At 53.1% G+C, this 12,619-nt stretch carries 14 protein-coding genes; all 14 read left to right on the top strand.

Annotation, left to right across the window (positions count from 1 at the left end):
* The first annotated feature begins 32 nt into the window (after positions 1 to 32).
* The 14 genes from AM329_RS26210 (at position 33) to AM329_RS24795 (ending at position 12,419) form a co-directional block, all read left to right on the top strand.
* Entirely contained in the window at positions 33 to 461 is a 429-nt protein-coding gene (locus tag AM329_RS26210; RefSeq protein ID WP_022644901.1) for an antirestriction protein, read from the top strand.
* Between the two features lie 44 nt (positions 462 to 505).
* Complete coding sequence (locus AM329_RS24870) at positions 506 to 1,012, top strand: antirestriction protein ArdA (protein ID WP_022644900.1); 507 nt, start codon at positions 506 to 508, stop codon at positions 1,010 to 1,012.
* Positions 1,013 to 1,054: 42 nt separating this feature from the next.
* Positions 1,055 to 1,246, top strand: a complete 192-nt coding sequence (locus AM329_RS24865) for a hypothetical protein (RefSeq protein WP_022644899.1) — start codon at positions 1,055 to 1,057, stop codon at positions 1,244 to 1,246.
* 193 nt (positions 1,247 to 1,439) lie between these two features.
* Positions 1,440 to 1,694 (top strand): DNA polymerase III subunit theta, encoded by a 255-nt coding sequence (locus AM329_RS24860; protein ID WP_025404029.1) that lies wholly within the window; start codon positions 1,440 to 1,442, stop codon positions 1,692 to 1,694.
* 35 nt (positions 1,695 to 1,729) lie between these two features.
* Positions 1,730 to 2,050 carry a hypothetical protein gene (locus AM329_RS24855; protein ID WP_022644897.1) on the top strand — a complete coding sequence of 107 codons (321 nt, stop codon included), beginning with the start codon at positions 1,730 to 1,732 and terminating at the stop codon, positions 2,048 to 2,050.
* 674 nt (positions 2,051 to 2,724) lie between these two features.
* Positions 2,725 to 3,267 carry a single-stranded DNA-binding protein gene (gene ssb, locus AM329_RS24845; protein ID WP_022644896.1) on the top strand — a complete coding sequence of 181 codons (543 nt, stop codon included), beginning with the start codon at positions 2,725 to 2,727 and terminating at the stop codon, positions 3,265 to 3,267.
* A 48-nt stretch (positions 3,268 to 3,315) separates the two neighbouring features.
* On the top strand, positions 3,316 to 3,564 hold the full coding sequence (locus tag AM329_RS24840) for a DUF905 domain-containing protein (RefSeq protein WP_022644895.1): 249 nt from the start codon (positions 3,316 to 3,318) through the stop codon (positions 3,562 to 3,564).
* Between the two features lie 68 nt (positions 3,565 to 3,632).
* Positions 3,633 to 5,633: a ParB/RepB/Spo0J family partition protein gene (locus tag AM329_RS24835; RefSeq protein WP_022644894.1), complete on the top strand. Its 2,001-nt coding sequence runs from the start codon at positions 3,633 to 3,635 to the stop codon at positions 5,631 to 5,633.
* A gap of 44 nt (positions 5,634 to 5,677) precedes the next feature.
* The gene (gene psiB / locus AM329_RS24830) at positions 5,678 to 6,109 is read left to right on the top strand and encodes a conjugation system SOS inhibitor PsiB (RefSeq protein WP_015632482.1); all 432 of its coding nucleotides are present in this window, start codon (positions 5,678 to 5,680) and stop codon (positions 6,107 to 6,109) included.
* Complete coding sequence (locus AM329_RS24825; RefSeq protein WP_022644893.1) at positions 6,106 to 6,834, top strand: plasmid SOS inhibition protein A; 729 nt, start codon at positions 6,106 to 6,108, stop codon at positions 6,832 to 6,834. Before psiB ends, AM329_RS24825 begins: the two co-directional genes overlap by 4 nt.
* Positions 6,831 to 7,157 (top strand): hypothetical protein, encoded by a 327-nt coding sequence (locus AM329_RS24820; protein WP_015632484.1) that lies wholly within the window; start codon positions 6,831 to 6,833, stop codon positions 7,155 to 7,157. Before AM329_RS24825 ends, AM329_RS24820 begins: the two co-directional genes overlap by 4 nt.
* Before the next feature lie 188 nt (positions 7,158 to 7,345).
* Positions 7,346 to 8,721, top strand: a protein-coding gene (locus tag AM329_RS25310; protein WP_369815890.1) for an IS3 family transposase whose coding sequence is annotated in 2 segments (ribosomal slippage) — positions 7,346 to 7,826 and positions 7,826 to 8,721 — 1,377 coding nt in all. Because the reading frame shifts where the segments join, the coding sequence is not laid out codon by codon here.
* 169 nt (positions 8,722 to 8,890) lie between these two features.
* A complete protein-coding gene (locus tag AM329_RS24800; protein WP_022644891.1) occupies positions 8,891 to 9,931 on the top strand; it encodes an AAA family ATPase in 1,041 nt (346 codons plus the stop codon).
* A complete protein-coding gene (locus AM329_RS24795; protein ID WP_022644890.1) occupies positions 9,909 to 12,419 on the top strand; it encodes a S8 family peptidase in 2,511 nt (836 codons plus the stop codon). The genes AM329_RS24800 and AM329_RS24795 overlap by 23 nt, the downstream gene beginning before the upstream one ends.
* Positions 12,420 to 12,619 lie beyond the last annotated feature (200 nt).

The raw sequence follows: 12,619 nt of genomic DNA, 5'->3' as shown, positions 1-12,619 counted from the left end.
GCCGCAGTCCATGTGATTACGGAGGTTTTACCATGCAGTATGTGAAGACATGCCCTGTCCTGAATGTTGAGGAGTCCGACCGCCTGTCTTTTATGCCCTACCTGTTCGGCACGGATTTCATGCTCGCGGAATTACAGGTGTACGCTCTGGCCAAAAAATGGATGCCCGGATATGAGGGCGGCTTCTGGCATTTCATCCGCCTGCCGGAAGGGGGCGGATACATGATGCCAGACAGTGGGCGGGTACATCTGGTCAGTGGCGAAAACTGGTTTGATCGCATGGTCAGCGCCGACGCGGCGGGCATTATTCTGACCAGCCTGGCGATTAATCGCCGTCTGGCGGCCCATCATGACAGCAGTAACCCGGCACTGACTCGCCTTTATATGCTGCGTGATGCCCAGCTCTGGAATCACATTACCCTTCACCCGGAATGCAACGCCATTTACGCCGCGCTGGACTGATTAACGACCGGGGCGGCCATGCCGCCCCGCAGGGAGACGAAAAAATGAATTCATCCATCACCACTCCGGCCATCTACGTGGGCACGTATCACCAGTACAACTGCGGCAGTATTTTTGGCAAATGGTTTGATTTAACCGATTTCGACGACGAAGACGAATTTTATGACGCCTGCCGGGCGTTGCATGCCGCCGAGGATGACCCCGAGTTTATGTTTCAGGACTGGGAAGGGATCCCGTCTCAGTTTGCCTCTGAATCCTCTGTTAAGTGGGCGTTTATCGAGGCATTCCGGCAGGCGCAGGACGACGGGCGCGCAGCCGCGTTTGTGGCCTGGGCGGAATATACCGGCGAGTGCGACTATGACGCCTTTGATGATGCGTATTGCGGCGAGGCTGAAAGCGAGGAGGATTTTGCTTATGGCTTTGTGGAGGATCACGGCCTGTTAAACGAGGTGCCTGAATCCCTGCGCGTCTATTTCGATTATGAGGCTTACGCGCGGGATCTGTTCAGCAGCGGCTATGTCTTCCATGAAGGCTATGTATTCAGCAACTGATTACTATCCGGCGGGGAAGCCCGCCGGTTAAGGAGAAAGCACATGAAACTTGCACCACAAAGCCGCGATATCCTGCGACAGTACAAAGCCCTGATTAATGCCCGCCGCCGCGATGCCGGTCAGCGGGAACTGACCACTGCGCAGGTGATGGATGAAATCTGCGAATACATGACCTGTCAGTGTGCCGTCTACATTGGCGGACACTTCATCTTACAGGGCGGCAAGGGCCTATAAGCTCGATGGCAGGCGTCCGGGCCGGAGGGCGCCTGTCAGTCCGCGCGCAAAACCCTGGCAGGCTGCGCCTGCCGGAGAGAGATGTCGCCGCGCCTCCGGCGCCGCGCACTCTCCTCTCCGTTGTCAGTCGCTGTTGCCCCGAAATTCGCGTAGTATCAGGGATATCTTCCTGTAAAGCAGACCGGTGATGCATATGTCAAAGTGGAATATCGCCGCTTTTTCAAAAGAGGAGCAGGACAAAGTTGCCGTCGATAAGGTGGCCGCTTCCGTTGCCTGGCAGGAGCGCATGAACAAGCCCGTCATGCCGGAACTTGTTGAACGGGAACAGCCTGAACACCTGCGCGAATATTTCCATGAACGGCTCCGCGTACATCGACTGAACAGTCAGCAGCTGCCGCGCGCAAATGCGCCCGAATATAATAAACCGGGCGAGGATCAGCAGAATTAATTTTTCTTAATCAGTGTGTCCAGGGAGGGTAATCTGTGCGTATGTCTCTGATGTTTGCTGCCGTGACGCTTTTAACCGGTATTAACCTGTTTTTTATTCCGTTTCAGCCTGTTCCGGCTCTGTGGGGGGCTATCCTGGCCGTTGCTTTTGTTCTGATTAATGTCGTGGCAGAAAAACTGCGCCTCTGGAGTGGCATGGCGTGGATTATCGTTGCCGGCATCATCATAACGCTGATGCTGCAGGGGAAAGAGCCGGGTGACGAATTTCGTGCCCTGATCACCGTTTTCGCTTTCCTGGCTTCTGCCTGGTACTGCGTTGTTCAGTACAGAAAAGAGAAGGGCGAATCTCAGTCCTGACCTGACCTGACCTGACCAGACCGGTACTCTCCCTCTTGCTGCAGCTCTTCCTCTGTTTAACTTTCTTTTCACACAATCTGCCCCGGGGCCACCTTCGGCTCCTGACCCGCTGGCGCGGTTCAGTCGTCGAGCCACACTCCGCTAACCGCGAAAAGACGCGGTAAGCTCCGCCGAACCCGCTACGCGGTTTCGGGCCTGCCGGCTAGTGTCTGATGTCTGAGGTCAACGGCAGCGCTTGCTGCGACCGTTCCGGTCGCGCCGCTTTCACCGTGCCGGCGAAGGACAGCCGGCACTCTGCAGGGCAACGCCGTTTCGCGCCCGCGCGTTCCGTCGTTGCGGCGGGTGCCTGCTCCTTTCCCCTGGTACCCGTATCACCCTTTTGAGTCCATTCGCCCGGGCTGACATAGCCACAACCTGTCGCATTGGCTGTCCAGGGTGTAATGAACAGCCCACAAAACTTTTTGCATGGAACCGCAAAAACTTTTGTGTCCTGCCCCGGACAGATGCGTCAGGCCGTGGCGTCTTTGCCCTTGCGGCGAACGGCTCTCAAACGGGTGAAGGTAACAACCAGGGGGCAGGTTCAGCAGGTCCCCGCAAAACGTCAAAACCGCGGCTCCGGCAACTCAACGGGTGATGGTTTTAAAAGGCAAAACAACGGATTAAGGAGATTCATCATGGCAGCACGTGGCGTTAACAAAGTCATTCTGGTCGGACATCTGGGACAGGATCCCGATGTGCGTTACATGCCCAACGGGGGCGCAGTGGCCAGTCTGACGCTGGCCACGTCTGAAACATGGCGTGACAAGCAGACGGGAGAGATGCGCGAAAACACCGAGTGGCACCGTGTTGTCATGTTCGGCAAGCTCGCGGAAGTGGCGGGCGAATACCTGCGTAAAGGCGCGCAGGTCTACATCGAGGGCCAGCTGCGCACCCGCAACTGGCAGGACGATGCCGGAGTCACGCGCTACGTCACCGATGTGCTGGTCGGCCAGAACGGCACCCTGCAGATGCTCGGCGGCCGCCGTGAATCCGGTGAGCCTGAGAGCGCTGCGCAGCCGCAGAGTCCTGCCGCCCCGGCACAACCTGCTCAGGCCCCGGCTAAATCCCCGAAAGCAAAGGGCGGTAAGAAAGGCCGTCAGGATGCGGCTCCGTCGCAGCAACCGCCTCAGCCACTCCCGGATGATTTCCCGCCAATGGATGATGACGCGCCCTTTTAAACCATGATGAAGACGCCCCGTTCAGGCGGGGCAGAAAAGGAGAAACACATGGACCACAACGTTTTGTCCCCGCTTGAATCCCTGCCGGATGGCACGTTTACCCGCAGGCAGGCTCAGGTTGCCGCAGCGCAGTATCAGAATGTGGCGATTGAAGATGACCAGGGGACCCATTTTCGCCTTGTCGTCCGTCATCAGGATGACGGCAGCATGATCTGGCGCGTCTGGAATTTTGAACCGGGCGGTGAGTACCTGATGAACCGCTATATCCGGGACTACGGAGTACGCAAAACGCAATAAGCCGTAAGAGGTGCCGGGCAGATGGGCCTGCCCGGCAGACATTAATCAATATCGGAGAGAAATTAATTATGTCAGTGACCGAGTCTAAAGCAAAAGCAACGGTTAAAACCAGCAAAATAACGGTGAAACCTGCCGAAGCCGCCGCCCTCAAAGCCGCGCTTGAGGCTGCTCAGATTGAAATAGTGCCGCTGTCGTCGCTGGTCAAATCCCCGCTGAACGTTCGCACGATCCCCTATCCGGCTGACAGTGTCCGGGAGATGGCTGATTCCATCATGGCGATCGGCCTGATCCAGAATCTGGTGGTTCACTCGCTGCCGGACGGTATGTCAGGTGTGGCTGCAGGTGGCCGTCGTCTTGCCGCCCTGCAACAGTTGCTCAGCGAGCAGCGTATCGATGCCGGATATCCGGTTGTCGTCAAGCGTGTCAGTGACGACCTGGCGGTGGTCGCCTCGATGGTCGAGAACGACAAGCGTGTGGCCATGCACCCGGCAGAGCAAATCAGCGGGTTCCGTACCCTCTCAGAACAGGGGAAAACCCCGGCGCAAATCGGGGACCAGCTGGGCTACAGTGCCCGTCACGTTCAGCGCATGTTGAAGCTGGCAAACCTCGCCCCGGAACTGATTACCCTGCTGGCAGAGGACAAACTCGACGTGGAGCAGTGTCAGGCCCTGAGTCTGGAGAGCGACCCGGCACGTCAGGTGCAGGTGTATGACCAGGTGAAAACCTCATACGGCAGCACACCCGCTCACCTGCTGAAGCGGGCCATCACGGATACGGAAATCGCCGTAACCCACTCCCGCTTCGTGTTTATCGGTCGTGAAGCGTATGAGGCCGCCGGGGGCGTGGTGCGTGAGGATCTGTTCAGCGCCCAGGAGGGAGACGGAACGGCGGACGGGGTACTGGTTGAGCGTCTGGTTCAGGAGAAGCTGGCGGCGGCTGCGCTGGCCATCGAACAACAGGAAGGCTGGTCATGGTCACTGGCTCGTGAGGGATCCGTCAGAAACTACGGCGATGACCGCGAGCATTATCTGGTGCTGCCGGCGCCGGAGGGGGAATTCAGCGCTGAGGAACTGCAGCGTCTTGATGAACTGTACGCCACGATGGAGGCAACGGAAACCTTTGAGGATGAAGCCGCGATTCAGGTGCTGATTGATGAGATTGAAAATGCGGCATCGGTTCGGGCGTGGACACCGGAGCAGAAAGCGGCCTGTGGCGTGGTGGTCAGTCTGTATGACGGTGAGCTTTGCGTCCAGCGTGGTGTGCAGAAGAAGAGCCAGACGGCGGCATCTGACGGCGGGGAGCACGGTGGCGAACAGGCTTCTGTGCATGTGGTCACCCGCAGTATGCCGGATGCAGCAGAGGGTATCAGCGTGCCGCTCCTGAAAAAAATGTCTTCAGAAAGGACACTGGCGGTTCAGGCCGAACTGGTTAAGCAGCCACAGAAAGCCGTGGCCCTGATGGTCTGGCGGCTGTGCAGCTGCGTGTTCGACTACTGCACCACCACCCGGCACCCGTTTGTCCTGCGCCTTGAGGTGCATCACAGCGGCCTGACCAGTGAAGCCCCGACCGGAGAGGAAGGTCAGGCATGGCGGTATCTGATGCAGGAGAAAGCCCGTCTGGAAGCCCTGCTGCCGGAGGGCTGGCAGAAAGATTTCACCACCTTCTTCACCCTCGACGGACAGACCCTGATGTCGCTGATGGCCTTCTGTACCGCCTGTTCCGTCGATGGCGTCCAGACCCGTGAATGTGGCCATACCCGCCGCAGTGACCTCGATGGCGTGGAGGCGGCGCTCGGGTTCCATCTGCGCGACTGGTGGCAGCCGACAGCGGATAACTTCCTCGGGCTGCTCAGCAAGGCCCAGATTGTGGCGGCACTGAAGGAGGCCGGGCTGACCGGAGCCGCCTCGGATGCCGAAAAAATGAAAAAGGGTGATGCTGCCAGCCATGCTGAACAGTGGCTCTCCGGCTCCCGCTGGGTACCGGGCTGGATGCAGTCCTCGGATGCCGCAAAGCCGGACGATGCACATGCTGCCCCGGACACTGACAAACCGACTTCCCACGCTGCCTGATAACGGAGACGCCGCCCTGCGGGGCGGCGATAAGGAGACTGAAAATGAAAACGTTACTGACTCTGGATGTTCTCAAAACTATGTCCGCTGACGAGCTGGAAGACTACCGTGCAGCCGGTGAAGATTTTCGCCGGGAGCTGAGCCACGCTGTCATGCGCGATCTGACCTCACCGTCCGGCTGGTCCGTGAATGCCGAGTACCGGTGCGAATTTGGGGGCTTTTTCCCGGTGCAGGTCCGCTTTTCTCCGGCCCATTGCCATTTTGATGTCGCTGTCTGCAGCCCCGGAGAGTTGAGTGACCGCTGGATGATCGTCTTTGTGACACGTGCTGGCCAGCCGTTCTCTGTTGTTCGCAGCATGGAAGAATTTAACCCGGCGTTGATCTCCCACACGCTGGCATTGATAGCGTGTCTCGATACTGACGGATATTCCTGCGCCAGTATCATCAGCACGCTGGAACAGGAGGGCGCACAATGATCCCTTCGTCCCGTTCCCTTGTCACCCTGCAGCCAGCCCGACAGGCTGCGCTGCAGGCCATCATGGCCGTGGAGAATGCCCGCCAGCGCGGTGCTCGTCTGTCTGCAGCGCCACACGTGCGTACCTTCCTGCGCCTGCTGGCCGGGAACAGCCGTATGAACACGACCGTGGCGCAGCGCATTCCCGGCCTGAACTGGGACCCGAAACATCGTCTGAGCAGTCTTAAACAGGTGGAAGAGGCGCTCGATGCACTGATTGCCAGTCACGGGGAGTGCTGTCCGCTGCCGCTGCCGGTTGATGTTCAGGCCGAACTGTTCCCCGAGGTGCAGCACAGCCGGACTGAGCGCCGGAAACTGCGCAGCAGCCTCGCCTTTACCCGTAAGATGCGTCGGGAAGAACGCGCATTGGCGCATCACTGGCGGTTACGGCAGAACCTGCTGGGACAGGCCGTCACGGAGCTGAATTTCCAGTCACCGGAGACGGTCAGCAGCTGGTACCGCCGGTGGAGCAACGAGTTTGACGCGCGTGAGCTTGCCCCTGCCTTCTGGCACTGGCGATCGCGATATGCCTCGCTGGCCTCTCTGGACTGGCTGCGGGATGCCGGGGAGCCGCTGTGTGGTGTCATCCATGAAATCAGCTTCATTGTGAGAGAGACGCCGGAGTCTGTGCGTCAGGCAGAACGCTGGCAGGTCCCGAACAAGCTGACACACCGGAGCCACGGATGAAGTGGCGCTATTCCCTGCGCTGGAAACTGCCGCACAGGCCCTGCCCGGGTCCACTGGAGCTGGTTTCCGTTGTCGTGGAGGCTGGGCAGGCGGCACCTGAAGAAGTGATGTCTTGCTGGGTGGCGGGCGCGGGATATGCGGTATGCGTGGATTTTCTCGACGAGAGGCAGATTAAGCGATGGAGCGACGAGCGGAAAGCCGCCGCCCGCCACCGGAATCTGGTGCGCCGCATCAACAGGATTGCGCCCTTGTTTGCCGACGAGCTGATCGAGCGGGAGCTTGAGAGCAGACCCGGGTATTTTCGCGGCAAATCAGAACGATGATGGCGCGATGCCTGGTCAGTATGGCAGCGGGTAAGGTATACTGGCGGTGGCGCTTGAGGCTTTTTGCCTCATGACGTGAAGGTGGTTTGTTACCGTGTTGTGTGGCAGAAAGCAGAAAGCCCCGTAGTTAATTTTCATTAACCCATGCACTGCGCCCATTTAGTTGGACTCTCAAATTGGAGAGTCCCATGTCAAGACGTAAGTACACCTTTGAACAGCGCCTCGAAGTGGTTATGCACTATTTAGCTACTGATGAAGGCTATCGCTTAACATCAGCTCGCTTTAACGTTCCCAGAACCCAGGTAAGATTATGGGTTGCAGCCTATGATGTTTATGGAGAAGAAGGTCTGAAGCCCAGAGATAAGGGCGTATCAATCGATCCCGAAATCAGAGTAGAAGCCGTGAAGGCTGTGCTGACGGGGCAGATTTCCCAGACGCAGGCAGCTGCGAAATTTAACGTTGCTGGTGCGGCATCTGTTGGGAAGTGGATGAAGGTGTTCAGCGAACATGGAGAGCAAGGGCTTCGTTCTCTTCGTGTGGGCAAAAAAAGGGCACTTCATATGATTGATGATCCTGTTGCGCTTGAAGTGGCATTGGAACGTTCGAAAGATAAACATATTCAGGAGCTGGAAAGAAAAGTTCGGTCCCTTGAATTACGGGTACTTTATCTAAAAAAGCTGAAAGCCTTAGTTCGGTAAGAGACAGAGTCAGGATTATCGACGAACTGAGGCAACACTACCCGTTCGACCAGCTTTTGCAGATTGCTCAGATACCAAGAAGCACCTTTTACTATCACCTGAAAGCGCTTAAATCTCCGGATAAATATGAAGAGATTAAAAGCAGAATCATAGAGATATATAACGAGAACTGTGGTCGTTATGGCTATCGCAGAGTCACGCTGGCACTCCGGCAGGAGGCAGGCCGCATTAACCATAAAGTTGTTCAGCGGCTGATGAACCTGCTTTCCCTGAAAGCGGCTATTAAAGTCAAGCGATACAGCTCGTGGCGAGGTGCGCTGGGGGAAACTGCTGACAATGTTCTAAAGCGGAATTTCAAGGCAACCCGACCCAATGAAAAATGGGTCACTGACGTCACCGAATTTGCCGTCAATGGGCGAAAGCTCTACCTCTCCCCGATTATCGATCTCTTTAATAACGAAGTGATTTCCTACAGTATCTCAGAGCGTCCAGCAATGGCTATGATTGATGAGATGCTGGACAAGGCGTTTGCAAAACTGGACAAGAAGAGCACGCCTATTCTCCATTCTGACCAAGGCTGGCAGTACCGGCACCGCTGGTATCAGTATCAGCTTAAAGCGAGTGGTGTAGTTCAAAGTATGTCACGAAGGGGAAATTGCCTCGACAACGCCTGTGCAGAATGCTTTTTTGGCACACTGAAGTCTGAATGCTTTTATCTCAATAAATTCAACAATATTGAGGAACTAAAGACAGCTCTTTCGGATTATATTCACTATTATAATAATCAACGAATTAGCATAAAATTAAAAGGTCTGAGCCCGGTTGAATACCGTCTGAAGGTCTGTTCCCACCCTGTCAGGACTTAACGAACCTACCTTGATAGGGGGATCCTTAAGCTGTTGCATGCTTTCACTCATGCCAATCGACCTTAAGCTACCTGTTAAACATAGAACTCGTTTACTCCGCCCATGCATAATTGCTACACTCTCATGTATATGCAGGTCAATTTCAGGCACATAAAACAGGATCACTTACGTGGCTAGCGCAGAGCAACTTAAGGCACTTATCAAATCGCACATTAGTCGCGATGATGGTCACTTTTATTCAGTGGCTATGCAGGTTGCTGCGCATGAGGCGAAACAGGGCCATGGACGATTAGCTGAGGAGCTTTTAACTCTTCTCGACAAGGCAAAAGCAAAACTGGCTAATGATAAAAGTGGGAAGCTGGTACCCCTGTCCAATGCGGCCAAAAACCGTACAGATCTTGGTAATTTATTGATTGTTAGCCAGCCAGAATACCGATTGGCCGATGTTGTTCTGGATCATTCTGCCCATTCTCAGCTGCAGCGGCTCATACGTGAACAGCGTATGATGTCTCGAATCAAAGAGCATGGCCTTTCCCCAAGACGAAAAGTTTTGTTAGTCGGTCCTCCTGGAACGGGAAAAACTTTAACAGCATCAGCATTAGCTGGTGAACTTGGTATTCCTTTGTTTCAGGTTCGTTTTGATGCTCTGATTACAAAGTTTATGGGGGAGACAGCTTCCAAGCTACGGCAGGTGTTTGATGCTATTGCTGATATTCGTGGTGTTTATTTTTTCGATGAGTTTGATGCTATCGGCTCCCAACGCAGCCTCACAAATGATGTAGGTGAGATTCGCCGCGTACTCAATAGCTTTTTGCAGATGATCGAGCAAGACAACTCAAGTAGTATAATTATTGCTGCTACTAATCATCCGGAAATTTTAGATTATGCGTTGTTCAGACGTTTTGATGATGTTATTGAGTACCATTTGCCAACGTTAGAACAGGCACTCGACTTAATAAAATCTCGACTAGGAGCATTTGCGCCCAAGCCTTTCCGTAAAAATGGATTAGAAAAACAGGTTGCTGGTTTAAGCTATGCTGAAATTTGTCGAGCTGTCGATGAATCAATTAAAGATGCCCTCATGAGCGATCGCATGCAGGTCGATCTTGCCATATTAAAGCAGGCTTTAGAAGAGCGTCGTTTGATCAGTAGTAAGTTATCACTTAACGAAAAAAACAAGTTAAAACATGACGGAACAAACCAACGATAAAAGGCTTCATCTCTCTTTACCAAAAAATTCTACAGCACAGCCCTATACAGCACATTCTCTTGGTGGGAGTGGCTCTACCTTACTACCTGAGCGGGATCGACAAGCACATGGAGTAGCCCTAAGAACTCAACTGCAGCAGGTTAAGGAAATGTCGGCCCAAATTCGTGAAGGGCAAGAAAACCTTGAGCTAATTAGCGGTCTCGGAATGCAAATTGAGTTTATTGGGCAACCTGATGTTGAATTAGCATTTGAAAGCTTGGGTAATGAGAGGGGGCGGAACAAAGCTCAGCACATAGAAGTTTTAAGTATACATAAGGAGGGCGATATAACCTCTGCAAATGTATTTGTGCCTGATGGAAAGCTAGTGCATTTCGAAAATTACATTCAGGATTATTTGACTGAGAAACGCCGCGCAGACGGGGTTTCCGCTGACCATAAATCGTTAATAAATACATTATCAGCAATACGTCTTGCAGAAATTAAATCTCTTTGGACAGACGATTTGAGTTTATTGCCATCTGACCCGGATGAGGCATTTTGGTGGGAAGTATGGCTACCAGTGAGGGGTAATAGAAATGCCGTTGTTACTGATTTTCATCGAATAAGCCATGCGACTGGATGCCAGGTCAGCGAACACAAAGTCGATTTTCCTGAGCGAACCATAACCTGGATGTATGGTTCTCAGAGCCAATTTTCTCAAGCTAGGTTGGTTTTAAACTGTGTAGCAGAATTGCGGCGTGCAAAAGATACAGCTGAGTTTTTCGAAGGACTACCAGCATTGGAACAACAGCTTTGGGTGGATGATGCACTGCGACGTCTCCAGGTTCCTTCACCCGAAGACAATGTACCTTATATCTGTTTGTTGGATTCAGGCATTAATCGCGGGCACGCTATGCTTGCACCTGTTTTGCACCAGCAGGACATGCATACAGTCAATGACGCGTGGGGAGTCAATGACACCGCAAACCATGGTACGGGGTTGGCTGGAGTTGCAATCTATGGCGATATGATTGACGCTTTGTCTTCTACTGATGCAATAGAAGTAGGACACCGACTCGAGTCAGTTAAGCTTACTCCAAATTATGGGGCCAACGTTGGTGACGCAAAACAGCATGCATATCTGTTCAGCTCAGCCGTTACACGTCCTGAAATTCTCAATGGTCAGCGCAAACGTATTTTTAGTTCAGCAGTAACAGCAACTGCTTATCGTGACTTTGGTCGCCCTTCAGCTTGGTCATCAATGGTCGATTCACTGGCAGTAGATGCGCTAGCAGAAACCCCTTTTCCCCGGTTGTTTGTTCTTTCCGCTGGGAACATAGTTGATCGCGACCATTGGGGAAACTATCCCGCCAGTCTTTCAGTTAATCAAATCCATGATCCGGGCCAGTCATGGAACGCATTAACTGTAGGTGCATTTACTGACAAGGTTGAGTTAAATGAGCCTGAATTTATTCCGGTTGCTGATCAAGGAGCATTAAGTCCTTTCACCACTACCTCAATGGGATGGGAACCTGTCTGGCCGTTTAAGCCAGATGTAGTTTTTGAGGGGGGGAATGCAGCTGCTAACACAGAATTTGTCGATAACTTTGCGAGTTTAGAATTACTAACAACAAGTGCTTCATCCCACCGCCAATTTTGGACAACTAATGCAACTAGTGCAGCTTCTGCGCTGTGTGCCAGAATGGCTGCAAGGTTAATGGCACAATATCCTGAGTATCGCCCAGAAACGATCCGTGCTCTGATCACACACTCTGCGCAATGGACACCTGCTATGTTGCGTATGTATCCTGCTCGCAATAAAAGTGGCTTCGCACAGCTTATACGCCATTGCGGCTGGGGCTCACCAGATGTTGAACGTGCGCTCTGGAGTGTGAAAAATAGTCTGACACTGGTAGCTGAAGACAGCTTGTACCCCTATCGTAAGACTCGCGACGGTATTAAAACTCGTGACTTGAATTTACATGCGCTACCTTGGCCACTGGAACAGCTCCAGGAGTTACAGGATACGCAGGTAGAGCTCAGGGTTACATTGTCTTATTTCATCGAACCTAACCCTTCAGCACGGGGGAGTTCATCAAGATATCATTACCCATCCCACCGTCTTCGCTTTGCGATGAAAAGACAAACAGAATCTTTAGACGAATTTAAAACTCGCATCAATGCAGCAGCTGAGTCTGAAGAGAGTGAGCATGGGACTACCGGTAACGATGATAACTGGTCATTAGGTGCTACTCAACGACATAAAGGGTCGTTGCATCAGGATATATGGCGGGGGGCAGCAGCAGAGCTTGCTAGTTGTGGTTATTTGGCTGTTTATCCTGCACAAGGTTGGTGGAGAACCAGAGGCGCTTTGCAACGATTTGATTCTGAAGCTAAATACAGTCTGGTTGTATCGATTCATGCACCCGAAGCAGACGTAGACCTTTATGCCGCAGTGGAAACCTTGGTCGAAAATATGGTTGAAAATCCTGTTGAAATAATGGGTTAGATGACTATAAAAGTAATGCGATCCGACAGAGGACATAACGAGCAAATCGATATGTCCTTGGCTACAATGATAGGCATAGATCATATTTCTAGCCTTTTCAGTGATTCCCAAAGGTTTTGCGAGCAAGCCCTACAACAGCATTGAAAATGAGTGAACAGTAGTGTAGGTAGTGAATAATATGGATAATTCGACTACTTAAA

The organism is Enterobacter cloacae complex sp. AR_0002 (genome assembly GCF_001922365.1).
In the GTDB taxonomy this organism is placed as follows: domain Bacteria; phylum Pseudomonadota; class Gammaproteobacteria; order Enterobacterales; family Enterobacteriaceae; genus Enterobacter; species Enterobacter hormaechei_C.
Note: the sequence above shows the minus strand (reverse complement) of the source record. Positions and strands in the feature narration are given on the sequence as shown.

What these genes read in the sequence shown, in the direction of transcription:
- AM329_RS24820 (WP_015632484.1), top strand. Translation starts at nt 6,831, where the DNA reads ATGAAGTGGCGCTATTCCCTGCGCTGGAAACTGCCGCACAGGCCCTGC.
- psiB (WP_015632482.1), top strand. Translation starts at nt 5,678, where the DNA reads ATGAAAACGTTACTGACTCTGGATGTTCTCAAAACTATGTCCGCTGAC.
- AM329_RS24795 (WP_022644890.1), top strand. Translation starts at nt 9,909, where the DNA reads ATGACGGAACAAACCAACGATAAAAGGCTTCATCTCTCTTTACCAAAA.
- ssb (WP_022644896.1), top strand. Translation starts at nt 2,725, where the DNA reads ATGGCAGCACGTGGCGTTAACAAAGTCATTCTGGTCGGACATCTGGGA.
- AM329_RS24870 (WP_022644900.1), top strand. Translation starts at nt 506, where the DNA reads ATGAATTCATCCATCACCACTCCGGCCATCTACGTGGGCACGTATCAC.
- AM329_RS24825 (WP_022644893.1), top strand. Translation starts at nt 6,106, where the DNA reads ATGATCCCTTCGTCCCGTTCCCTTGTCACCCTGCAGCCAGCCCGACAG.
- AM329_RS24865 (WP_022644899.1), top strand. Translation starts at nt 1,055, where the DNA reads ATGAAACTTGCACCACAAAGCCGCGATATCCTGCGACAGTACAAAGCC.
- AM329_RS26210 (WP_022644901.1), top strand. Translation starts at nt 33, where the DNA reads ATGCAGTATGTGAAGACATGCCCTGTCCTGAATGTTGAGGAGTCCGAC.
- AM329_RS24860 (WP_025404029.1), top strand. Translation starts at nt 1,440, where the DNA reads ATGTCAAAGTGGAATATCGCCGCTTTTTCAAAAGAGGAGCAGGACAAA.
- AM329_RS24840 (WP_022644895.1), top strand. Translation starts at nt 3,316, where the DNA reads ATGGACCACAACGTTTTGTCCCCGCTTGAATCCCTGCCGGATGGCACG.
- AM329_RS24835 (WP_022644894.1), top strand. Translation starts at nt 3,633, where the DNA reads ATGTCAGTGACCGAGTCTAAAGCAAAAGCAACGGTTAAAACCAGCAAA.